The organism is Labrys sp. E2SS-1L (genome assembly GCF_057073705.1).
On the sequence record NZ_CP172712.1, the window covers coordinates 3,353,889 to 3,377,963 of the forward strand.

At 63.8% G+C, this 24,075-nt stretch carries 17 protein-coding genes; 8 read left to right on the forward strand and 9 right to left on the reverse strand.

The window, feature by feature from the left end:
* The first annotated feature begins 156 nt into the window (after window positions 1-156).
* Window positions 157-2,328, forward strand: a complete 2,172-nt coding sequence (locus ACIGJE_RS15500) for an RNA degradosome polyphosphate kinase (protein WP_483680257.1) — start codon at window positions 157-159, stop codon at window positions 2,326-2,328.
* A gap of 28 nt (window positions 2,329-2,356) precedes the next feature.
* Window positions 2,357-3,919, forward strand: a complete 1,563-nt coding sequence (locus ACIGJE_RS15505) for a Ppx/GppA family phosphatase (RefSeq protein ID WP_483680259.1) — start codon at window positions 2,357-2,359, stop codon at window positions 3,917-3,919.
* 82 nt (window positions 3,920-4,001) lie between these two features.
* Here ACIGJE_RS15505 and ACIGJE_RS15510 read toward each other — a convergent pair whose 3' ends face one another.
* A complete protein-coding gene (locus ACIGJE_RS15510; protein WP_415085260.1) occupies window positions 4,002-5,258 on the reverse strand; it encodes a D-amino acid dehydrogenase in 1,257 nt (418 codons plus the stop codon).
* A 101-nt stretch (window positions 5,259-5,359) separates the two neighbouring features.
* Window positions 5,360-6,532 carry a ribonuclease D gene (rnd, locus tag ACIGJE_RS15515; protein WP_311938068.1) on the reverse strand — a complete coding sequence of 391 codons (1,173 nt, stop codon included), beginning with the start codon at window positions 6,530-6,532 and terminating at the stop codon, window positions 5,360-5,362.
* A 258-nt stretch (window positions 6,533-6,790) separates the two neighbouring features.
* Between rnd and aspS the strand changes: the two genes are divergently transcribed.
* Window positions 6,791-8,608 (forward strand): aspartate--tRNA ligase, encoded by a 1,818-nt coding sequence (gene aspS, locus ACIGJE_RS15520; RefSeq protein WP_367622565.1) that lies wholly within the window; start codon window positions 6,791-6,793, stop codon window positions 8,606-8,608.
* Between the two features lie 193 nt (window positions 8,609-8,801).
* Window positions 8,802-11,123 carry an NADP-dependent malic enzyme gene (locus tag ACIGJE_RS15525; RefSeq protein ID WP_415085263.1) on the forward strand — a complete coding sequence of 774 codons (2,322 nt, stop codon included), beginning with the start codon at window positions 8,802-8,804 and terminating at the stop codon, window positions 11,121-11,123.
* Between the two features lie 41 nt (window positions 11,124-11,164).
* Here the strand turns inward: ACIGJE_RS15525 and ACIGJE_RS15530 are convergent, their stop codons facing one another.
* Window positions 11,165-11,701, reverse strand: a complete 537-nt coding sequence (locus ACIGJE_RS15530; RefSeq protein WP_415085265.1) for a DUF1697 domain-containing protein — start codon at window positions 11,699-11,701, stop codon at window positions 11,165-11,167.
* A 63-nt stretch (window positions 11,702-11,764) separates the two neighbouring features.
* Window positions 11,765-12,664, reverse strand: coding sequence for a sugar kinase (locus ACIGJE_RS15535; protein WP_311938077.1), 900 nt, complete (start codon window positions 12,662-12,664; stop codon window positions 11,765-11,767).
* A gap of 475 nt (window positions 12,665-13,139) precedes the next feature.
* Between ACIGJE_RS15535 and ACIGJE_RS15540 the strand changes: the two genes are divergently transcribed.
* On the forward strand, window positions 13,140-13,421 hold the full coding sequence (locus ACIGJE_RS15540; RefSeq protein ID WP_105862901.1) for a bacteriocin: 282 nt from the start codon (window positions 13,140-13,142) through the stop codon (window positions 13,419-13,421).
* A 187-nt stretch (window positions 13,422-13,608) separates the two neighbouring features.
* Entirely contained in the window at window positions 13,609-15,060 is a 1,452-nt protein-coding gene (gene cls / locus ACIGJE_RS15545) for a cardiolipin synthase (RefSeq protein WP_415085267.1), read from the forward strand.
* Here cls and ACIGJE_RS15550 read toward each other — a convergent pair.
* The gene (locus tag ACIGJE_RS15550; RefSeq protein WP_311938081.1) at window positions 15,044-16,231 is read right to left on the reverse strand and encodes an MFS transporter; all 1,188 of its coding nucleotides are present in this window, start codon (window positions 16,229-16,231) and stop codon (window positions 15,044-15,046) included. The genes cls and ACIGJE_RS15550 overlap by 17 nt on opposite strands.
* Window positions 16,224-17,009: a DeoR/GlpR family DNA-binding transcription regulator gene (locus ACIGJE_RS15555; protein ID WP_415085270.1), complete on the reverse strand. Its 786-nt coding sequence runs from the start codon at window positions 17,007-17,009 to the stop codon at window positions 16,224-16,226. The genes ACIGJE_RS15550 and ACIGJE_RS15555 overlap by 8 nt, the downstream gene beginning before the upstream one ends.
* A 264-nt stretch (window positions 17,010-17,273) precedes the next feature.
* On the opposite strand from ACIGJE_RS15555, the gene ACIGJE_RS15560 reads away from it, so the two are divergent.
* Together ACIGJE_RS15560 and ACIGJE_RS15565 are read left to right on the forward strand one after the other, a co-directional pair.
* The gene (locus ACIGJE_RS15560) at window positions 17,274-19,031 is read left to right on the forward strand and encodes an ABC transporter ATP-binding protein/permease (RefSeq protein WP_483680261.1); all 1,758 of its coding nucleotides are present in this window, start codon (window positions 17,274-17,276) and stop codon (window positions 19,029-19,031) included.
* 101 nt (window positions 19,032-19,132) lie between these two features.
* Complete coding sequence (locus tag ACIGJE_RS15565) at window positions 19,133-20,506, forward strand: glucoamylase family protein (RefSeq protein ID WP_415085274.1); 1,374 nt, start codon at window positions 19,133-19,135, stop codon at window positions 20,504-20,506.
* A 150-nt stretch (window positions 20,507-20,656) separates the two neighbouring features.
* Here the strand turns inward: ACIGJE_RS15565 and ACIGJE_RS15570 are convergent, their stop codons facing one another.
* The 3 genes from ACIGJE_RS15570 to ACIGJE_RS15580 are packed head-to-tail and all read right to left on the reverse strand — an operon-like array spanning window position 20,657 to window position 24,017.
* Window positions 20,657-21,586 carry an ABC transporter permease gene (locus tag ACIGJE_RS15570; RefSeq protein ID WP_483677876.1) on the reverse strand — a complete coding sequence of 310 codons (930 nt, stop codon included), beginning with the start codon at window positions 21,584-21,586 and terminating at the stop codon, window positions 20,657-20,659.
* Window positions 21,583-23,130, reverse strand: a complete 1,548-nt coding sequence (locus tag ACIGJE_RS15575; protein WP_483677878.1) for a sugar ABC transporter ATP-binding protein — start codon at window positions 23,128-23,130, stop codon at window positions 21,583-21,585. The genes ACIGJE_RS15570 and ACIGJE_RS15575 overlap by 4 nt, the downstream gene beginning before the upstream one ends.
* Window positions 23,127-24,017, reverse strand: coding sequence for a sugar ABC transporter substrate-binding protein (locus ACIGJE_RS15580; protein WP_415085314.1), 891 nt, complete (start codon window positions 24,015-24,017; stop codon window positions 23,127-23,129). Before ACIGJE_RS15580 ends, ACIGJE_RS15575 begins: the two co-directional genes overlap by 4 nt.
* Between the last annotated feature and the right edge of the window lie 58 nt (window positions 24,018-24,075).

A 24,075-nucleotide genomic window follows, 5' to 3' on the forward strand; every position in this document is an offset into this window, starting at 1 on the left:
CAGCATTGTCATATAGGCGGCCTAAGCAGGCTTCCCCATGGCGGACGGCGATTCCGACCGGCGGGATGGGAACAGCAGCGCGGGACATAGCGAGCGGCATTGACGACCATGACCAGCACGGCACAGACGGTGGAGAGCGCGATGCAAGGCGATGAGATGCGGGAGGCGGCACATGACGTGGCTCCCTCTCAAGACTCGATCGCGCTGCGCGTCAGCCCGGATCGCTTCATCAATCGCGAGATTTCCTGGCTGCAATTCAATCGCCGCGTGCTGGAAGAGGCGTCCAACAAGAGCCATCCCCTGCTCGAGCAGTTGCGATTCCTGTCGATCTCGGCCAGCAATCTCGACGAGTTCTTCATGGTGCGCGTCGCCGGCCTGATCGGCCAGGTGCGCGAAGACGTCACGGCGCGCAGTCCAGACGGCCTGTCGCCGGCCGAACAGCTCGTCAAGATCGGCGAGGCCGTGTCCAAGCTCGCCACCGACCAGCAGAAACGCTGGACCGAATTGCGCGACGACCTGCTGCTCGAGGGCATCGTGATCACCGAGCCGCGCGACCTTTCCAAGGCCGAGCGCGCGTGGCTGGACGATTATTTCCTCAGCTACATCTTCCCGATCCTCACCCCGCTCGCCGTCGATCCGGCCCACCCGTTCCCGTTCATTCCCAATCTCGGCTTCACCATCGCCCTGCAGCTCAAGCGCATGAGCGACGGGCGCATGCTGAACGCCCTGATCCGTGCGCCCCACAAGGTCGAGCGCTTCATCCGCCTGCCGGACTTCGCCGAAACCGGGGCGGCCCGCTACATCACGCTGGAAAATCTGGCGGTGCTGTTCATCGCCAAACTGTTCCCCGGCTATACCGTGAAGGGGCAGGGCTCCTTCCGGGTCATCCGCGATTCCGATCTCGAAGTCGAGGAAGAGGCGGAAGACCTGGTGCTGCTGTTCGAGACGGCGCTCAAGCAGCGCCGGCGCGGCGTGGTGATCCGCCTCGAGATCGAGGCCGGCATGCCCGACAGCATCCGCCAATTCGTGACAGAGGAACTCGACGTCGCCGACGACGCGGTATTTCGCGTCGAGGGCATGCTCGCCCTCAACGAATTGTCGCAACTCGTCGGGCTCGATCGTCCGGACCTCAAATTCAAGCCCTATTCGCCACGCTCGCCTGAGCGTATCCGCGATCATGGGGCCGATGCCTTCGCCGCCATCCGGCAGAAGGACATCCTGGTGCACCACCCCTACGAATCTTTCGATGTCGTGGTGCAGTTCCTCAACCAGGCAGCGCGCGACCCGAACGTGGTCGCCATCAAGCAGACGCTGTACAGAACCTCCTCCAACAGTCCGATCGTCAAGGCGTTGGCCGAGGCCGCCGAGGCCGGAAAATCGGTCACGGCGCTGGTGGAACTGAAGGCACGCTTCGACGAGGAAGCCAACATACGCTGGGCCCGCGATCTCGAACGCGCCGGCGTGCAGGTGGTGTTCGGCTTCATCGAGCTGAAGACCCACGCCAAGCTCTCGCTGGTGGTGCGGCGCGAGATGGGCCAGCTCGTGTCCTATTGCCATGTCGGCACTGGCAACTACCATCCCATCACCGCGCGGATCTACACGGATCTGTCCTTCTTCACCGCCGATCCTGTGATCGCGCGAGACGTCTCGCGCATCTTCAACTTCATCACAGGCTATGCCGAGCCGGCGGCGCTGGAGCGCATGGCGGTTTCGCCCGTCTCGCTCAAGCAGCGCATCCTCGACCACATCAATGCCGAGATCGAGCACGCCAAGGCTGGCCGGCCGGGCGCCATCTGGTGCAAATGCAACTCGCTGGTCGACACCATGATCATCGATGCGCTCTATGCAGCCAGCCAGGCGGGTGTGCAGGTCGATCTGGTGGTGCGCGGCATCTGCTGCCTCAGGCCGGGCGTTCCCGGCCTGTCGGAGAACATCCGCGTCAAGTCGATCGTCGGCCGCTTCCTCGAGCATGGCCGCATCTATGCGTTCGGCAATGGCCATGGCCTGCCGCACCAGAAGGCGGCCGTCTACATCTCCTCGGCCGATCTGATGGAACGCAATCTCGACCGCCGCGTCGAAGCGCTCTGCCCTATCCTCAACCCGACGGTGCACGAGCAGGTGCTCGATCAGATCATGATCGCCAATCTTATCGACAATCAACAGAGCTGGAGCATCTTGCCCGACGGAACTGCGGAACGCATAGTCCCGCAGCCTGACGAAGAGCCCTTCAACGCCCACAAATATTTCATGACCAATCCCAGCCTATCGGGACGAGGCAAATCTCTTGAACACAACTCTCCCCGAACGCTCCTCAGCCGCAGACGCTGACACGCTGCCCCATGTCCAGGCCGCCGACCTGGCGGGGCCGAGCCCGGGACAGCCCGGTTTCGCGCAGGGGCGCATCTGCCAGGGGCCGCCGATCGCGACGATCGACATTGGCTCAAACTCGGTTCGTCTGGTGGTCTATGAGGGGCTGACGCGCGCGCCGACGGCCGTCTTCAACGAGAAGGTGCTGTGCGGCCTCGGCCGTGGCGTGATGACCACCAAGCGCCTCGATCCCGCAGCCGTCGCCAAGGCCTATGCGGCGCTCATCCGCTTCCGCGCCCTATGCGACACCATGGGCGTGAAGGACCTCTACGTCCTGGCGACGGCGGCGGCGCGCGATGCCGAGGACGGCGAGGAGTTCATCGCCCGCGCCACGGCGATCTGCCGTGCGGAGATCGAAGTGCTGTCCGGCAAGCGCGAGGCGCGCCTGTCGGCCTATGGCGTGATCTCGGGTTTCCACATGCCGGACGGCGTGGTCGGCGACATGGGCGGTGGTTCGCTCGAACTGATCGAGGTGCACGGCCATCGCGCCGGCGCGGGCATGACGACACCGCTCGGCGGGCTTGCCTTGCAGGACACCTCCGGCCAGTCGGTGCGCAAGGCGTCGAAGATCGCCCAGGAAAAGCTCGCCAAGGCGGACCCGCTGAAACATCTGAAGGACCGCACCTTCTATGCGGTCGGCGGTACCTGGCGTTCGCTTGCCAAGCTGCACATGATGCAGCTCGGCTATCCCCTGCACATCATGCATGGCTACAGCGTGCCGGCGCGGGAGATGCTCGATTTCTGCAAGCTGATCATGCGGGTCGACAACACCACTTTGATCGGCAAGGACACGGTTTCGACCGGGCGCCTGCCGCTGCTCGCCTATGGCGCGGCGGTGATGAGCGAGGTCATCAAGGCCGGCAAGCCGCGCGATGTGGTGATCTCGGCCCAGGGCGTGCGTGAAGGCCTGCTCTATTCGCTGCTCGACGAGGAGAGCCGCAAGCTCGATCCCCTGATCACCGCAGCCAGCGAACTCAACATCCTGCGTTCGCGCTCGCCGCGGCACGGCGAGGAACTGGTGCGCTGGGGCGACCGCTTCATGGCATCGACCCACCTCGACGAGACGGCCGACGAGAAACGCCAGCGCCATGCGGCCTGCCTGGTGGCCGATATCGGCTGGCGCGCCCACCCCGATTATCGTGGCGAGCAGAGCCTCAACATCATTGCCCACGCCGCCTTTGTCGGCGTCGATCATCGTGGTCGCGCCTATATGGCGGTAGCGAACTATTTCCGCCATGTCGGCCTGAACGAGGAGGAACTGTCTCCCCGCATCCGTGAGATCGCCACCGCGCGCATCCTCGACCGGGCGCGCATCCTCGGGGGGCTGATGCGGGTAGGCTACATCCTGTCCGCCTCGATGCCGGGCGTGCTACCGCGCGCGCCGCTCTATGTCAGTCATGGCAAACTGCTGCTCGATGTGCCCCGCGACCTGGAGGGGCTGGTGGGCGAACGCCTCAACGCCCGCATGAAGGCGCTCGGGCGCCTGATCGGTCGCGAGGCCGTGATCCGGATCCTCGATCCGGCGGAGACTGTCACGGTCGCGGCGGAATAGGGGAGACAGGTTGGCAAAGGCCACACCCCGCTGTCTGCAGCCAGTGGGGTGTGGCCTCTGCCGGGATGAAGGACCGGAACGTTCAGGCCCCGTAGCGGTTCAACCCGAGGTCCGAGACGTCGATCTCCGGCTTCTTGCCGCTGACGATATCGGCCATCACACGGCCGGAGCCGCAGGCCATGGTCCAGCCCAATGTGCCATGGCCGGTGTTGAGCAGCAGGTTCTTGTAACGCGTGCGGCCGATCACCGGCGTGCCGTCCGGCGTCATCGGACGCAGGCCCGACCAGAAGCTCGCGGCGGCCAGATTGCCCGAACCGCCGAAGAGGTCGCTTACCGACTGGGCCAGCGTGTCACGGCGGGCCGGCGGCAGGTCCTTGCTGAAGCCCGAAATTTCGGCCATGCCACCGACACGGATGCGATCACCGAGCCGGGTGATCGCGATCTTGTAGGTCTCGTCCATGATGGTGGAGACCGGCGCCCGGCTCTCGTCGACGATCGGAATGGTGAGCGAATAGCCCTTGACCGGGTAGACCGGCACCTTGAGGCCGAGCGGCGCGACGAAACCGGGTGTGTAGCTGCCGAAAGCCGCAATGTAGGCGTCGGCTTTCTCGACGCCTGTGCTGGTCTCGACGCCTTCGATCTTGTCGCCGGCGAAGACGAGCCGCTTGATCTCGACGCCATAGCGAAAGCGCACGCCGAGCGTTTCGGCGAGCTGAGCCAACGCGCCGGTGAACTTGTAGCAGTCGCCGGTCTCGTCATTGGGCAGGCGCAAGCCGCCGCGGATCAGGGAACGGACATGGGCAAGAGCCGGTTCGGCGCCGATGCAGCCATCCGCATCGAGGACCTCGAAGGGGACACCATCGCGCTTGAGCACCTCGACATCCTTGCCGATGCCGTCGAGCTGCTTCTGGGTACGGAAGAGCTGCAGGGTACCCTGCATGCGCTCGTCATAGCGGATGCCGGTGGCGGCCCTCAGTTCGATCAGCTTGTCTCGGCTATATTCGGCCAGGCGAACCATGCGGCTCTTGTTGATGGCATAGCGCTCGGAGGTGCAGTTGAGCAGCATGCGCCAGACCCAGGCGACCATCGCCGGATCGGGACGGGGGCGCAGGATCAGCGGGGCATGCTTCATCAACAGCCACTTGATCGCCTTTTGCGGAATGCCGGGAGCCGCCCAAGGCGAGGCATAGCCGGGGGAAACCTCGCCGGCATTGGCGAAACTGGTCTCGAGAGCTGGGCCGGGCTGGCGATCCAGCACGACGACTTCATGTCCGGCCTTCGCCAGATAATAGGCGGAGGTCACTCCGATCACGCCGCTGCCGAGAACCGCGACCTTCATTTTATGCTCATACTCCTGCTTGCGATGCGTCCAAAGGCCCGGCGCATCGAACGATTCGCCCAGCCTTCACCCGGCTCATAGCGCAAGTCAATTACAGCCAGCTATCGGCTAATTGCCGCGACCTTGCCGCGTTCGATCGCCAGCGCCAGCTTGCCGTGCTTGAGGGCGAGCGCCTTCTCGCCGAACAGTTCGCGGCGCCAGCCATGCAGGGCCGGGACATCGGCTGTGTCGCTGTCTGCGATCATGTCGAGATCGTCGGTGGTGGCGATCACCTTGGCGGCGACGCCCTGGCTTTCAGCCACCATCTTCAGCAGCACCTTGAGCAGTTCCACCGTCGCGCCGGCGCCATTGCTGGCGATCCGCGGCGGTGCCTGGCGTGGCAGGCTCGCTGGGTCTCGAGCCAGACCGGCCTTCACCGCTTCGATCAGGTCGAGGCCGGGGCGGGAGCGTTCCCATCCCTTCGGAATCATGCGGATACCGGCCAGCTTCTCCGGCGTGTCCGGGGCCTGCAGAGCGACTTCGGTGATGGCGTCGTCCTTGAGCACGCGCGAACGCGGCACGTTCTTCGACTGGGCCTCGCGCTCGCGCCAAGCTGCCACCTCGACCAGCACGGCAAGATCGCGCGGCTTGCGCACGCGTCCGCTTACCCGCCGCCAGGCGTCCTCCGGGGCCTGCCGATAGGTATCCGGCGAAGTCAGGACAGACATTTCGTCGCCGACCCAATGGCTCCTCTTTCTTTTCTCGAGCGACGCCGCAAGCTTGAGGTAGACGTCGCGCAAATGGGTGACGTCCGAGACGGCGTAATTGATCTGGGCCTGGGTGAGGGGGCGCTTCGACCAGTCCGTGAAACGGGACGACTTGTCGATATGGGCGTTGGTGATGCGCTGGACCAATTGGTCATAGGCAATGGAGTCGCCATAGCCCAGCACCATGGCGGCGACCTGCGTGTCGAACAGCGGCGCGGGAATGAAGCCGGCGAGATGCCAGACGATCTCGATGTCCTGCCGGGCGGCGTGGAAGACCTTCAGCACCTTCTCGTTGCGCAGCAGCTCGAACAGGGGAGCAAGGTCTAGCCCCTCGGCCAGGGCGTCGATGACCACAGCCTCCTCGCGGCTGGCAACCTGCACGACGCAGAGCTTGGGCCAAAAGGTGGTCTCACGCAGGAACTCGGTATCGACGGTAACGAACTCATGTGCGGCGAGGCGAGAGCAGGCTGCGGCGAGGTCCGGGGTTGTGGTGATGATGGCGACTGGGGAACTGGAGGATTGTGGCATGAATATGCTTATCGGGCACACGGCGCCACAAGGCAAGGATTTCGGCCTTAAATGCATGTTCAGGGCCTTGTTTGGCCCGGACAAGTCAAGCTGCTCCTTGACGGCGGCGGTGGCGTTGGGGTCTATGACCTCAAACTCCAGAGCAAGGCGCGTTTCGGCGAAAACGCACTTATACTCTGGCACCTTGGTTTGACGCGTCTTTGCGATTCTCGGTGATACCGTCCGATCGCAAAACACTTTGTCCGGAAAGACACGCCTATGCACCGTTATCGCTCTCACACCTGTGCTGATCTTCGCCTCGACCATGTCGGGCAGGACGTGCGGCTTTCCGGCTGGTGCCACCGCATCCGCGACCATGGTGGCCTGCTGTTCATCGACCTGCGCGACCATTACGGCCTGACCCAGTGCGTGGTCGATCCGGATTCGCCGGCCTTCAAGGTGGCGGAGACCCTGCGCTCGGAATGGGTCGTGCGCGTGGACGGCAAGCTGCGCAAGCGCCCCGAAGGCACCGAGAACCACGAGATGCCCACGGGCCTGGTGGAAGTCTACGTCACCGAGATCGAGGTGCTGGGACAGGCGGCCGAACTGCCGCTGCCCGTGTTCGGTGACCAGGACTATCCGGAAGAGACGCGCCTGAAATACCGCTTCCTGGATCTGAGGCGCGAGCGCATCCACAACAACATCATGCTGCGCGGCAAGGTGGTGGATGGCATGCGTACGCGCATGAAGGCGGCTGGCTTCAACGAGTTCCAGACGCCGATCCTGACGGCCTCCTCGCCGGAAGGCGCGCGCGACTTCCTGGTGCCCTCGCGTATCCATCCCGGCAAGTTCTACGCTCTGCCGCAGGCGCCTCAGCAATATAAGCAGCTGTTGATGATGGCGGGCTTCGACCGCTACTTCCAGATCGCTCCCTGCTTCCGCGACGAGGACCCGCGCGCCGACCGCCTGCCGGGCGAATTCTACCAGCTCGACCTCGAAATGAGTTTCGTCACCCAGGAAGACGTCTTCGCTGCCGTCGAGCCGGTGATCACCGGCATCTTCGAGGAGTTCGGCAAGGGCAAGAGCGTCACCAAGGGCTGGCCGCGCATTCCCTATGCGGAGGCGCTGCGCAAATATGGTTCCGACAAGCCGGACCTGCGCAACCCGCTGATCATGCAGGAGGTTTCCGAGCATTTCCGCGGCTCGAACTTCAAGGTCTTCGCGCGCATGCTCGAAGACCCGGCCAACCAGGTCTGGGCCATCCCCGGACCGGGCGGTGGCCAGCGCACCTTCGCCGACCGCATGAATTCCTGGGCGCAGAGCGAAGGGCAGCCGGGCCTGGGCTACATCCTGTTCTTCGACAAGGCGACCGACGAGACGACGAAGCAGGCCGATCCCAATGCCGAAGGCATCGGCGCGCGCGGACCGATCGCCAACAATATCGGCCCGGAACGGGCCGAGGCGATCCGGCTGCAGCTCGGCCTGAAGGCCGGCGATGCCGCCTTCTTCGTCGCGGGCGATCCGAACAAGTTCTACAAGTTTGCCGGCGCCGCCCGCACCAAGGTGGGCACCGACCTCAAGCTGGTGGACGAGAGCCGTTTCGAGCTCGCCTGGATCGTCGACTTCCCGATGTTCGAATGGAACGAGGACGAGAAAAAGGTCGATTTCTCGCACAACCCCTTCTCCATGCCGCAGGGCGGCCTCGATGCGCTCAACACCCAGGACCCGCTGACGCTGAAGGCCTATCAGTACGATATCGCCTGCAACGGCTTTGAAATTGCCTCCGGCGGCATCCGCAACCACAAGCCGGAAGCGATGGTGAAGGCCTTCGAGATTGCCGGCTATGGCGAGGAGACGGTGATCGAGCGCTTCGGCGGCATGTACCGGGCTTTCCAGTATGGCGCTCCGCCGCATGGCGGCATGGCGGCCGGCGTCGATCGCATCGTCATGTTGCTGGCGGGTGAACAGAATCTGCGCGAGATCTCGCTATTCCCGATGAACCAGCGCGCCGAAGACATCCTGATGGGTGCCCCCTCGGAAGCGACGCCCAAGCAGTTGCGCGAACTTCATATTCGTCTGAACGTCCAGGAAAAATAACAGTCTCGGGGCTGGCGGCCGTAATGGCATGCGCTAAAACGGAGAAAGCCGGGGCCGCGCAAGGCCCCGGACCAGAGCGTTTTACGATTTGAGGGGACTACCGAGAATCGCAACGACGCATTGAAACAAGGCGTTAGAGCAAAGCAGCGTTCGACGAATGCGCCTTGCCCTAGCCAACAGGACGGGAAACGCAATGTCAGATGTCCAGGCCGGCTCGGCAGCCCCTACGAACTCCTCGACCATGTCCGAGGATCTGCGGACCGGGGCACTGATCTACCACCGCTATCCCAAGCCGGGAAAACTGGAGATCCAGGCGACCAAGCCGCTCGGCAACCAGCGCGACCTCGCCCTGGCCTATTCTCCCGGCGTGGCGGCGGCCTGCGAGGCCATCCACGCCGATCCGCTCGAGGCCGCCAACCTGACGGCCCGCTCCAATCTCGTGGCCGTCGTCTCCAACGGCACCGCCGTGCTCGGCCTCGGCGATATCGGCCCGCTCGCCTCCAAGCCGGTAATGGAAGGCAAGGCCGTCCTGTTCAAGAAGTTCGCGGGCATCGACGTCTTCGACATCGAGATCGCCTCCAAGTCGATCGAGGAGATCGTCACCGTGGTCGCGGCGCTCGAGCCGACTTTCGGAGGCATCAACCTGGAAGACATCAAGGCGCCCGAGTGCTTCGAGGTCGAGCGCCTGCTGCGCGAGCGCATGGAGATCCCGGTCTTCCACGACGACCAGCATGGCACGGCCATCATCGTCGGCGCCGCCGTCCGCAACGGCCTCGAATTGGCCGGCAAGTCGATAGCCGACGTCAAGATCGTGGCGTCGGGGGCCGGCGCGGCGGCACTTGCCTGCCTCAACCTCCTGGTCTCGCTGGGCGCCAAGCGCGAGAACATCTTCATCTCCGACATCAAGGGCGTGGTCTATAAGGGCCGCACCGAACTGATGGACCCCTGGAAGGACGTCTACGCCCAGGAGACCGAAGCGCGCACCCTCAACGACATCATCGAGGGAGCCGATATCTTCCTCGGCCTGTCCGCGGGCGGCGTGCTCAAGCCGGAGATGATCGCGCGCATGGCGCATAATCCGCTGATCATGGCGCTCGCCAATCCATTTCCGGAGATCATGCCGGAACTGGCCAAGGCGACCCGCCCGGATGCCATGATCTGTACCGGCCGCTCGGACTTCCCGAACCAGGTCAACAACGTCCTGTGCTTTCCCTACATCTTCCGTGGCGCCCTGGATTGCGGGGCCACCACCATCAACGAGGAGATGAAGCACGCGGCCGTCGAGGCGATTGCGGCGCTCGCCCGTGAGACGCCGTCGGATGTGGTCGCCCGTGCCTATGGTGGCGAAAGCCGCCGCTTCGGCGCCGATTCCCTCATTCCTTCGCCCTTCGATCCGCGCCTGATCCTGCGCATCGCTCCTGCCGTCGCGCGGGCCGCCCAGGAAACCGGCGTCGCGACCCGCCCGATCACCGACCTGGAAGCCTATGCCGAGAGCCTGACTCGCTTCGTCTTCCGCTCCGGCTTCGTGATGAAGCCGCTGTTCGCTGCCGCCAAGGCCGATCCCAAACGCGTGGTCTATGCCGAAGGCGAGGACGAGCGCGTGCTGCGTGCCGCCCAGGTGGTACTGGAAGAGGGGCTCGCCCGGCCCATCCTGATCGGGCGTCCCTCCGTGATCGAGACCCGTATCCAGCGTTTCGGCCTGACGATCAAGCCGGGGCATGATTTCGAGGTGATCGATCCGGCCGACGATCCGCGCTACAAGGATTACTGGTCGCTCTACCACCACCTGGCCGGGCGCGGCGGCGTCACCCAGGATACGGCGCGCACCATCGTGCGCTCGAATACATCGGTGATCGCCGCCCTGGCCCTGCATCGCGGCGATGCCGATGCGATGATCTGCGGGCTCGAAGGGGCCTATATGCGCCATCTGCGCTATGTCCGGCAGATCATCGGCCTGGCGCCCGGTGTGCGCGACTATTCGGCTCTTTCCCTGGTGCTGACCGCCAAGGGCGCCTTCTTCATCTGCGACACACAGGTCAAGCCCGATCCCTGCGCGGAAGAGATCGCCGAAATGGCCATCCTGGCCGCCGAGCATGTCCGCCGCTTCGGCATCGACCCGAAGATCGCCCTGCTGTCGCATTCCGATTTCGGTTCTTACGACACCGGCGCGGCCCGCAAGATGCGCAGGGCCCTGGAACTCCTGGTCGAGCAGCGTCCCGATCTGGAGGCAGACGGCGAGATGCAGGCGGACACGGCGCTGTCGGAAAGCCTGCGTGACCTCAAGCTGAGTTCCTCGCGGCTTCGGGGCGAGGCTAATGTGCTGGTGATGCCCAATCTGGATGCGGCCAACATCGCCTTCCAGCTTACTCGCATGCTGGCGGATGCCCTGCCCGTCGGTCCGATCCTGATCGGCGCCGCCAAGCCGGCCCATATCCTCAACCGTGCCGTGACCGTGCGCGGCGTGGTCAACATGACGGCGGTGGCCGTGGCAGAGGCGCAGGCCGCACAAGGCTGAAACCGAAGCGCCGGGATCGAAACAGCTCCCGGCGTCCCGCTTCAGGCCAGCATCTGGCCGAGGCCGCGTATGGTGTTCCAGTTGCGCGCAGTGCCGATGCCGAGCCGCTTGGTGGAAAGGGCGCCGGCAAGGCGACTTTCGCTCGGGCGCCCGGCGAAGGCGATCCAGAGATCGCCGCCGACCAGGGCAAGGCGTTCGCCCCTATCGCAATAGCGTTCCAGCTTGACCAGGATGTCCTCGCCGAGCGGGGCTCGCATCAGGCGGGCGATGACAAGGCCGCCGTCGCGTTCGGCCTCGGCCGGGAATGGGTTGCCGGCAACGGTGCTCCGCCAGTTCTCGGCGCTGCGCACGATGATGTCGACATGTTTGCCGTAATGGCCGAGGAAGCCGGCCTCCAGCCGGGCTTCGAGGACGGCGATGTCCTGTTCAGGCGCCTCGAAGACGAGATTGCCGGTCGAGGCCAGAGTGCGTGCACGATCAAAGCCGCATCCGGTGGCGATCGCGCGCAATTCCTCCATCACGACCCGCCGCTGTGGCGTCAGTACGATGCTGTAGAGGAGGGCGACATAGCCGGCCATGGCGAAGGGCTCGTCGGGATGGGCCGGTGTGGGCCATGACGACCCGCCGGCTCACAAAGGCAATCAGGATGCGGCGACGGGCTGGAAGCGCGTTTCGATGGACTCCACGTCCGCCCGGGTGGGCAGCTTGGCTTCGTTGCCGAGAAACTGGATCGCGTGGGTGGAGGCGCCGCGCGCGAAGCGGAAATGTTCCTCCCAGCGCGACAGCGGGCGGCTGAGATAGGAGTACATATAGGCGCCGTGGAAGATGTCGCCGGCGCCGTTGGTATCCACCACCGAGGCCTTCGGCACGTTGAGGGCCGGCAGGCGCTGGACCTTGCCGCTCTCGTCATACCACAGCATGCCGCGCTCGCCGGCGGTCACCCCGGCGATCTTGCAGCCCTTGCCCTTGAGATAGTCGAGCATCTCGGTCTCGGTCAGGTTCATCTGCTCGCACAGGCGCTCGGCCACCACGGCGACATCGACATAGTTGAGCAATTCGTCGGTGTTGGAGCGCAGGCCGCCGCCATCGAGCGAAACCAGGCGCCCGAGCTTGCGGAATTCCTTGGCATAGTAGAGCGCGGCATCGGCCAGATGCCCGTCGAGATGCAGGGCGCGGCAATTGCCCAGATTGAGATGCGGATAGGGATGCAGGTAGTCGTCGTCACGCGCACGCACGATGGCGCGCTTGCCATCCTTGGGCATGATGAAGGAGAGCGATGAGCGCTTGACCTTGCGAGGATGGACGGAGATGCCGTATTTCGCCGCCATGTCCATGAACATGCGGCCGAGCCAGTCGTTCGAATTGGTGGTGATCAGGTCGGGGATCACGCCAAGCTTGGCGCAGCAGAAAGCGGCCGTCGTGGCGTTGCCGCCGAAAGCCACGGCATAGTCCTTGGCAACCGACTTTTCATCGCCGCGCGGCATGTCATCCGCAACGAAGGTCACGTCGATATAGGCATGGCCGATGAAGAGCGCTTCCATCGCTTGTCGCTCCAAACAAACTAGATCCTACAGCGTTTTGCGATTTGCGGGGCGCCAAGAATCGCAAAGACGCGCCTGGGTAACTGCCTCTAGAGCAAAGAGCGTTTCCGCTCAAACGCGCTTTGCTTCAGGATATCCCGCTTAATCGTCATGGCGCCCCGGCGCAAGCGGCCTTTTCGCACCTGCGAGAGAAGGATTGTTCATCGCCCGCGCGATCCCTTCGGAAAGGCACCGGTACACGGAAGGGAACTTGTCTTCGCCGTAGAAGTTTGTATGTCGGTGACATGCGTCATTTCGGTTGAGTCGGCAGTGAAATGCTCCGGCTTTGGCAGAAAGCGATGGCATCTGAAGCACGAGCTGTCCTTACGTAGTCATTCATCTCCGGTTCATGGTGTGCATGATGTAAGAATCGGGCTTTGCTCTCGGTTGTATCTGTATATGATCGATACGGATCGGCATCCACGGAGGATCTCCCATGAAGAAGCTTTTGATCGTAGCAGCTGCAGGGCTTTTGCTCGCGGGCTGCTCGGAATATTCGCGCGGTGACCGCGCGCTCGGTGGCGCTGCCATCGGTGCCGGCGGCGGTGCGCTGATCGGTGGCCTGGCCACCCGTTCGGCCGGCGGCGCCATCGTCGGCGGCGTGCTCGGCGGTGCTGCCGGTGCCATCGTCGGTGCCGAAACCACGCCGCGTGCTTGCACCCGTCGTTACTATGATTACTACGGCAACGTGCGGTATCGCCGCGTGCAGTGCCCGTAAGGGGTGAGATCCCATAGAGGAAAGCGCGTTTTCACGAAGACGTACTTTTCTCTAGCTCCTCGTTTGGACGCGTCTTTGCGATGCTTGACGATTTCGTCAGATCGAAGAACGCTTTGAGGATCGCCATCTGACGCAAGTCACACCCACGCAGCCCGCTGCGTGGGTTTTTTTCATGGAAAGGCCCGCCTTGTCGTTCTCCGATCTGACCTTGCCGGGTTTGAGCGTGTTGGCGTGGGCCTATTTCTATTCCGAATGGGCGGTCCGCCTCGTCATGATCGTGGTGGTGCCGTTCCGGCGCAATTCGGATGCGGCGCGCAGCTGGCTGCTGCTGGTGATGTTCCTGCCCTGGCCGGCCCTGCTGCTCTACCTCCTGATCGGGCGGGCCACCTATCCGCGCTGGCGGCGCAAGCGTTTCGAGCGCCTTCCTGACATCCTGAGCCTGTCCGCCGAAAAGGTTCGCGAACTGACCGACGTTTCACGCGAGCGGCTGCCGCGGCGCTTCACCCGTGCAGCGGTGCTGATCGAAAGAGTGGGCAAGCTGCCGGTCGTCGATGGCGCGAGAGTGGATTTCCTCGGCGATTATTCGCGGATGATCGATCGGCTGGTCTCCGATATCGACGCTGCCCAGCATCATGTCCACTTGCTGTTCTACATCTTCGCGGACGACGAAGTGGGGCAGAAGGTGATGCAAGCCCTCGGTCGTGCCCAGGCGCGTGGCGTGAAATGCCGCGTGCTCATCGATGCGATCGGCTCTCGGCCATGGGCACGCAGCGTGCTGACGACGCTTGCCGATTATGGTGTCGAGGCCCATCCCATCCTTCCGGTCACTTTCTTTCGGCGCAAGTCGGCGCGGGCGGACCTGCGCAACCACCGCAAGATTGCGGTGATGGACGGGCGGGTGGGCTATGCAGGGTCTCAGAACATCATTGCGGCCCGCACGGTGCTCGACATCTCGAACCAGGAACTGATGCTGCGCCTGGAAGGGCCGGTGGTGCTGGAATTGCAGGCCGTCTTCATCGCCGACTGGTTCCTGGAGACGGAGGAAGCGCTGCCGCTCGACAGCGTGATGTCACCGACGCCGGCCTGCGGTACCCTGGCGATGCAGGTCCTGCCGAGCGGGCCGGACTATCGGGTGGGAGGGATCGAAAGCCTGATCGTCACCGCCATCCATTCGGCCCTGCAGCGGGTGGTGATCGTCACGCCCTATTTCATTCCCAGCGAGGCCGTTCACAAGGCGATGCAGATCGCCGTGCTGCGCGGCGTCGCCGTGCATCTGGTCGTTCCCAAGATTTCGGATCACCGCCTCGTGCGTTTCGCCCAGCAGTCCTATTATGGCGGATTGCTGGCTGCTGGCGTGAGCATCCACCTTTTCCGCGACAAGTTCCTGCATGCCAAGAATGTCTCAGTGGACACCGACGTCGCCCTGATCGGCTCGAGCAACATGGATATGCGTTCCTTCGTGCTGAACTCGGAGGTCACGGTGGTGATCTACGACCGCGAGGTCACGCTGCAATTGCGACGCATGCAGGATGACTACATCGCGGGCAGCGACCGGATGGAACTGGACAGATGGCGCCGGCGCCCCTGGATCCGCAAGGTCGCCGAAAATCTGGCGCGGCTGGTCAGCCCGCTTCTGTAGCCGCGCGTCCCGAAGCACCGCGTGGGGCACAGACCGGCGCCAGCAACGCAATGATCACGGTGAACACCGCTGCGACGTAGAAGATGCCGGCAAGCGTCGACACATGGGCAACGGTTCCGAGCAAGGGCGGCGCCGCCAGCAGGCCGGCATAACCCATGGTCGACACCGTTGCGATCTGCACTTCCGGGCGCGGCATGGCCCCGGCGGTGCTGAACAGGACCGGCACCACATTCGCAAAGCCGATGCCGGTCAGGCCGTAGCCGAGGATGGCGACATAGACATTGCCCGAAAGCGGTCCCATCAGGAGCCCGATCAAGGCGAGCAGACAGCCGCCTCGCACCAGATGAACGCCATCGACGTGACGGCGGATGGGATCGCCCAGGAAGCGCACGCTTGCCATCGCCCCGGCGAAGACGGCATAGCCGACATTGGCCAATTCCTGGCCGGCTCCCAATTGTTCGCGCAGGAAGACGGCGGCCCAATCCAGCACCACGCCCTCTCCGCTGAAGGCGAGCGCGGCCATCAGGCCGACCACGACCGCGAGGAAAGCCGGGCGCAGGGAAGGTGATTTGCCGGTGCCAGCGTCGGCAGTTGCAGCGACCTTGCCGGGAGCGAGGCCTCTCTGCCCCCAGGCAAAGATGACGGCCAGTGCCACCGTCACGATGAGCGCCTGGGAAGCGCCGTCGGTCCAGCGGAGCATCAGGGTGGCGATGCCAGCCCCGGTCAATCCGCCCAGGCTCCACATGCCGTGGAACGAAGACATATAGGGGCGGCCGACCTGCTTCTCGATCCTGGCGGCATCGGCATTCATCGCCACATCCATGCAGCCGCCGCTGGCGCCGAACAGGAAAACGATGCCGGAGAGCAGCCAGACGTCCGGCATGAGGGGGATGGCGGGCAGCAGGGCCAGGAAAATCACGCCGCTCAGCCGGATGAGAGCCGCGGTGCCGAGGCGCTGGATGATCCAGCCGCTGCCGGCCATGGCGAGCACGGCCCCGGCCCCGAGCATCAGCAGGACGATGCTCAGCACGATGGGATCGAGCCCCAGCCGCTCCTTGGCGAGAGGGATCTGCGTAGCCCAGACACCATAGAGAGCGCCATTGACGTAGAAGGTCGACGCCGTCGGGTGCCAGACCCGCCAGCCGGGCCGATAAGAGGATGTTTCAGACAAGATGGATCTCCACGCCACTTTCGCTGTAGCGCTGCAGGATGGTGTTCGAGCTCGCATTCTCGGTGACCATGCGATCGAGGCGAGCGAAGGGCATGACCTGATAGGCCGAGCGTGTGTCGAGCTTCTCGGCAGTGACCAAAGCCATCGTCGAGCGTGAGGCGGCGACCATGGCGCGCTTGAGATGGGCGTCGTCATGATCGACCACGGTCACGCCCTCGATCAGGTCGACGGCGCAGGCGCCCAGGAAACACAGATCGGGCTTGAGATAGGCGACCTGCTCCAGCGCGCCGGCGCCGCTGGCGCTGCGCGACTGGGTGTCGACCTGCCCGCCGATCAGCACCAGCTTGCCGATGCCGCGATCGAGCGCGGCGACGGCGATGTCGGGCGAGGGGGTAATCACGGTGAGGCCGGCCTCGACCGGAAGCTGGCGCGCCAGCATCAGATTGCTGGTGCTCTGGTCGAGCAGGACGACCATCCCCGGTTCGACGAAACGCAGGGCATAGGCCGCCAATTGCTTCTTCTGCGCCTCGTTGCTGATCAGGCGCCGATCAAATCGGTGTGAGGCGCGAGACTTGCGCAGGGCGCCGCCATGCACGCGCTCGATCAGGCCGGCATCGGCAAGTTCCTTGAGGTCACGGCGAATGGTGTCCTCCGACACCGCGAAATCCAGTGCCGCCTGGACAGAGGCGATGCGGCCGTCCTGTTCGATGCGCTGCAGGAGAAGACGCTGCCGCTCGGCAGGGATGAGGCCGGCATCGAGAAGGATGGAAGTTTCCATGGCAGGCTGGATCCGATGAACAGGCCGCTTATGTCCCTTGAGCGGGGGGAATGCAAGGGTGGAAACGCACAAAGGCGCATAAACATGCGCACTCACGCATCGTGCCGGCTGTCGTACGCGTTACTCGCTTACCCTTGAGGATGACTCTGCCAGATGACCGGCTATAGTCGAGACGGAGAGTGATTCATGGTTGCACAATCCGGCGGGAAGCCTGCCGAAGCGCCGAGCAACGAGCCGGACAAGCCTGGGCAGTCTGAGCAGTCGATGGGCGGGCTGCTGTTGCAGCTCAACATGATGGCCCGCGCCTTCGTTTCCTCGCCCCATCGCAACCAGCTGTTCATGCTGGGTGTTGGTGTCTTCACCGTGCTCATCACCTCGGCCTATTTCCAGCGACTGTTGATTGCCTGGAATCAGCCTTTTTACGACGCGCTAACGCGTAAGGACATCGCCCAATTCGTTCAGCAGATCCTGGTCTTCATTGCCATTGCCGGCGGCCTTTTGGTCCTCAATGTCAGCCAGACTTGGCTCGGCATGATGATCAAGCTGAAATTGAGACAGGGATTGGTCGAAGATCTCATCGGCCAATGGATGCTGCCGCGCAGGGCATTCCGTTTGTCCAACTCTAGTAAGATCGGCGTCAACCCAGACCAGCGTTTGCATGAGGATGCACGCCACCTTACGGAATTGTCGACCGATCTGGCTATTGGCCTGTTCTCGGCATTGATCTATCTGGCAATCTTCATTCCGGCCCTATGGATCGTATCCGATGGCTTTAACTTCCAATTCCAAGGCTATACCTTCTCCATACCGGGTTACTTGGTCTGGGCGGCAATCTTGTTCTCGGCGACAGGGTCGCTGATGTCGTGGCACGTCGGTGCTTCCTTGGTAGGACTCAATGCCGACCGCTATGCCCGCGAAGCCGAGTTCCGCTTTTCGTTGGTTCGGGTAAGCGAACATGTCGATGCGATCTCTCTCAACAACGGTGAGAAAGACGAAGAACGCCAGCTCAATCTCGATTTACGTGCGGTCTTGCTGGCGATGCGCCGCCTGGTCACCACTACCACGAGGCTGACCTGGGTGACTGCCGGCTACGGCTGGTTCACCAATCTGGCACCGATCCTGGTGGCCGCACCGATCTATCTCGCCGGCAATCTGACCTTTGGCGGGCTGATGGCCGCGGTGGCCGCGTTCAATCTCGTGCAGGCCCAATTGCGTTGGCCGGTCGACAACTTCAACAACATCGCCGATTGGCGGGCGACGCTGCTGCGTGTCGCCAATTTCCGCTCGGCCGTTACCACTATCGACGCGCAACAGACGGAAGCCAGCCATATCAAGTTCGCTGAGACCGACAATGACGGCATCCGCCTCGATGATCTGGTGATCGAGGCTTCGAGCGGGCACAGCCGCCTCAACGAAGACCATGTCCAGATCCAACCCGGCGAGCGGGTCTTGATCGTCAGCGAGGCCGGGGCGAACAAGACTCTGCTCTTTCGTACTCTGGCCGGGCTGTGGCCTTTCGGCTCAGGTCAGGTCAGCATTCCCAAGGGAGGGCAGGTCACCTTCATGCCGCGTCGTCCCTATCTGCCCCAGGGCACGTTGCGGCAGATCCTGTCCTATCCGCAGCCGGTGGCCAAGTTCGAGCAGGCCGATTTCGAACACGCTCTGTCCGCCGTGGGGCTTGGTCATCTGGCCGATGACCTCGACCGCAATGTGCGCTGGGACAAGGACCTCGCCGACGAGGAACAGCAGACGGTGGCTTTTGCCCGCCTCGCTCTGCAGCAGCCGACCTGGATCGTCATCGACGAAGCCCTGGAAGGTCTGGATGAGGGAACACGCGACAAGGTTTTCGCCATTTTCGAAAAGGATCTTGGCAAATCCACCATCGTCCATATCGGCCGGCCCGGCTCCAAGGCCAGCTTCTTTCCACGTACTCTTCGGCTTCTCAACGACAGGACACAAGCGGACCGCGCATCAGAGAAACCGGATCGGGATGAGGCGGACGAATCCAAAGGCAGTGTATAAAAAGACCATACTTTTCAAATAAATGTTCGCTTCTGTTGAAGCGTCTATCTAAAGATCGATCAGGCAGCCCTCATGGCTTGCAACGGGTGAAAGTCGGGACGATGGCAAAGGACAAGGCCGGCAAGAAGAAGCTCTCCAAGGGCGACAAGAAGATCGCGGCGGAGAAGGTGGATAAGGGCATGGCCAAGACTGAACCGGCTGGGCTCTACAAGGCCGCCGATCTCGTCAACCTGCCCAACGAGGAACTGCTGGAAGCCGTGCAGCGCCAGACCTTCCGTTTCTTCTGGGAGGGAGCGGAGCCGGTGAGCGGCATGGCCCGCGACCGTACCACCCGCACGATGGATACGCCCAACGACCTGGTGGCGATCGGCGGGACGGGTTTCGGCATCATGGCCATGATCGTGGCGATGGAACGAGGCTGGATCACCCGCGCCGAGGGCCTGGAACGGCTGACCAGGATCATCGACGTCATCGAGCCGACCACCTGTTTCCATGGCGCCTATTCGCATTTCATGCATGGCGAGACCGGCAAGGTCTGGCCCTTCAGCCGCAAGGATGATGGCGGCGACCTGGTCGAAACCGCTTTCCTGTTCCAAGGCCTGCTCTGCGCCCGCGAATATTTCGATGCCGACACCCCCACCGAGGCCAGATTGCGCCAGCGCATCACCGGGCTATGGGGCGAGATCGAATGGAACTGGTATACGCAGGGGCGCCACGCGCTCTATTGGCACTGGAGCCCCAATAACGGCTTCGTGCTCGACCATGACATCCATGGCTGGAACGAGTGCCTGATCGCCTATGTGATGGCGGTATCGGCGCCGCGCTATCCCATCGATCCCGCCGCCTATCATCGCGGCTTCGCGGCCAGCAAGGATTTCGGGGCGCCGCGCAGCTATTACGACATCGAACTGCCGCTGGGCCCTGATCGCGGCGGGCCGCTGTTCTGGGCGCATTATTCCTTCCTGGGACTCGATCCTCGCGGCCTGAAAGACCGCTACGCCGATTACTGGCAGCAGAACGTGGCCCATACGATGATCAACCATCGCCATTGCGTACTCAATCCGCATGGCCACAAGGGCTATGGCCCCGATTGCTGGGGGCTGACGGCGAGCGATGATCCTGACGGCTATGCCGCCCATCAGCCGAGCGAAGACAATGGCGTGATCAGCCCGACGGCCGCCTTGTCGAGCTTTCCCTATGCGCCCAGGGAAGCCATGGCGGCGCTGCGCCACTTCCTCGCCAAATATGGCGACAAGGTCTGGGGGCGCTTCGGCTTCGTCGATGCCTTCAGCGAGGAACGGGACTGGTTCGCCGACACCTTCCTGTCGATCGACCAGGGCCCGATCATCGTGATGATCGAGAACTATCGCACCGGCCTGATCTGGAACCTGTTCATGCGCGTTCCGGAGATCCAGGCCGGTCTGCGTAAGCTCGGCTTCGAAAGCCCCCATTTCAAGGCAGATGCGGGAGCCTGAACGCGGCAGCGTCAGCCAAGCGCAGGTGAGGTTTGTCATTGCCGGGCTTGACCTGGCAATCCAGCTTCTTTTTGCCGCGGTTTCTGGATAGCCGGGTCAAGCCCGGCTATGACAAATCGGGCGTTACCCATTCAGGGAACTGCATTATTTCTAATCTCGCAGCCGCCCGACATTGCGCACCAGCACGGCCGCCAGAATGATCAGGCCGGTCAGGATATCCTGCATGTAGTTGGGCACGCCGAGGATGGTGAGGCCATTCGCCACCACGGCGATGATCACAGCACCCAGCAGAGTGCCGAGGGCGTTGGCGTCGCCGCCACGAAAAGCCGTCATGCCGAGAAAGGCGGCGGCATAGGCCTGGAGCAGGAAGCCATTGCCGCCGGTCGGATGGGCGCTGCCCAGCCTCGCCACCAATAGGAGGCCGACAAGCCCGGCGAACAGCGTGCAGATCGCAAAGCCGAGCACCGTGCTGCGCACGATCGGAACGCCGGTGAGGCGAGCCGCTTCACGGTTGCCGCCAATGGCCGCCATGCGCCGGCCGGGCTCGGTGAAATCCAGCAGGATGACGCAGATGGCCGTCATGGCGATGGCCCACAGCGTTAGTACCGGCACGCCTGCCAGCGTGCCGCGCCCGAGATCGCGGAAGGTCGGTGGAATATTGCCGAACAGCGTGGCGCCGTCGCTGATCCAGAAGGTGAAGCCGCCGACCACCGTGCCGATGGCGAGGGTGGCGATGAAGCTCGGCACCCTCAGGCGCGAGACGAGATAGCCGCTGACGCAGCCGACGACCGCCGACGACACCAGCGTGGCAAGAATGGTGGCCGGAATGCCCCAGCCTTGCGCGAACAGGCTGACGGCCAGGATTCCGGCCCAGGACACCACTGCCCCGACCGAGAGGTCGAATTCCGACAGCACCATCACGCAGGTCGCGCCGAGAGCCACGATGGCGAGCAGCGAGGATTGCTGGGTGATGTTGATCAGATTGGAGGCCTGGGCGAAGGAACCCGGCGAAAGGGCCGAGAAAACCCCGACGATGACGAAAAGGCCGAGAAGCGTGCCGTAGCGGGCGGTAAAGTTCAAGCTGTCCTCCGGGAGTCCCGATGCGGTCTTGCCGTGCGAAAGGTCGCCGCGAGCACCTGCTGGCGGGTCAAGCCGGCGGCCGGAGCGTCCAGTGCGATCTCGCCCTTGGCCATCACCACGATGCGCCCGGCCAGCGCGAACAGTTCCTCGATGTCGCTGGTGGCGAACAGGATCAGCGTGCCGTCGCCGGCGAGCTCGCGGCAAAGGGCGTGGATCTCGGCCTTGGAACGGACGTCGACGCCCCGCGTCGGTTCGTCCAGCAGGAAGAGGCGCAGACCCGGCCTGAACCATCGTCCGATCAAGATCTTTTGCTGATTGCCGCCGGAGAGAGTGGCGATGCGGTCGGCGAGGCGGCCATAGCGGACGGCAAGCCGATCCAGCATCGCGCGGGCCTTGCGTCGCAAGGTCGGCCAGGACAGGAGGGGCAGGCCGGCCACGGCCCGACCATCGGAAAGACGGGGGAGGGTGGCATTGTCCAGGATGGAGTGGTTGATCACCAGGCCGCTGCCGCGGCGGTCCTCCGGCGCAAACGCGACTCTTGCCCGAAGCCGGGAGGGGATGCCGGCCGGCGGCAAGGGCCGCCCGGCCAGAGATAGCCTGCCGCTCGCCCGCGGCATCGCGCCCCAGAGCGCCTTCAACAGGCTGGAGCGCCCGCTGCCGACGATGCCGTACAAGCCGATGATTTCGCCGCCATGGGCGCTCAATTGCAGGGAGCCGTGCCGGGGCGAGGGGGAAAAGCCGTCGAGCTCGAGCAGCTTTTCGGCTCGCCTGGCCGCAGGCGGAAGGGCGTCGCGGAGTTGGGCGTCACCGGCCATCATCGCCACGACGGCGTCGGGCGTGGTTTCGGCGATCAGGCCTTGGCCGACGGTGACGCCGTTGCGCAATACCGTATAGTCCTGCGCGAGCTCGAAGACCTCCTCCATGCGATGGGAGACGAAGATCACGGCGCATCCCGCCTGCGCGAGAGTGACGACCACCTTTCTCAGGATCGCGGCTTCGCTTTCGCTCAGGGAGGCCGTGGGTTCGTCCAGCACCAGGATGCGCGCATCGTCCATCAGGGCCCGCAAGATCTCGACCAGCTGGCACTGGCCCACCGAGAAATGGCGTACCGGGACGTCCAGCGGCAGGGCGATGCCGAGCCTGTCGCGGACAGCCGCCAGGCGGCGTTGCATGGCCTGCCGGTCGATCAGGCCGAAACGGCGCGGGTAGCGCCGGCCGACAAAGGCGTTCTCGGCCGCGGTGAAACCCGGTACCAGGTTGAGTTCCTGATGCACGAAGCGCAGACCCGCGGCCTCCGCCGCCCTGGGATCGCGCGGAGCATGGAGCGCGCCGTCGAGCTGCATCGTACCACCATCGGGCTGATACACGCCCGACAGGCATTTGAGCAGGCTCGACTTGCCGGCGCCGTTCTCGCCCAGCAGGGCATGGATGCGTCCCGGCTTGACGTTGAAGTCGACGCCATCGAGGGCATGTACGCCGCCGAAATGTTTCTTCAGGCCGGTGATCTCGAGCCGCGGAACAGCGCGGCCGGAGGGCTGGCTCATTGCGGACACGTCACGCCCAGGCTTGCCCGGTCGACGACCTTGGCCTCGACCTGGATTTCCTGTTTGCTGATGGGCTTGCCCTCCAGCACATTGGCGATTTCGGTCACGGCGCTATGGGCGATCCCCGGAAAGTCCTGGCGCACGGTCGCGACCAGGTCGGTGCATTGCTTGATCAGGTCGACGGCCTGCGGATTGCCGTCGATGCCGGCGATCACCATCCTGGAATCGGGCGCATCGCTCTGCTGGGCGAGGAGAGCCCCGATCGCCGGCTCGTCCCAGGCGGCCCAGACGCCATCGATCTTGGTGCCGTGCTGGCGGATGAAGGTTTCCATGGCCAGGCGTGAATCGTCGATCGGTCCGGGGACCTTCACATAATGCTCGGCGATCACCTTGATGCCCGGATTGGCGGCCAGCGCCTTGTCGAGGGCGAGTTCGCGCTGATGCACGCCGGGATGGGCCGAATAGTAGAACTTGACGATATTGCCCTTGCCGCCCAGCTGCTTGAACAGCTTGTCCGACAGGATGGTGCCGAGGGCGAAATTGTCGGTGGCGATGCTGGCGGTCACACCGGGCGCCAGGGCGCCGTCGAGGGCGAAGACGGGAATCTTCTTGGCCGCCGCGGCGGCGACCTGGTCGGCGATCTGCTTGGGATCGACGCTGACCAGGACGACGGCTTTCACGCCGGCATTGGTGACGTCCTCGACCCGGCTTGCCAGCTGCTGAAGGTCACCGCGGGTATCGACGACATTGACGTTCCAGCCCTTGCCGGCGGCATCCTTCTTGAAGGTTTCGACGATCTCGTTGGTCGCGACCGAGCTGATATAGGGCGTCAATACGGCGATATCCTCGGCCTGGGCCGCGTTCGCGACGACGCTGGCCAAGGTCATGGCCAAGATTGAAACACCGATCTTCACGTGGATCCCCCGATAGCTTCGACCCGGGTCG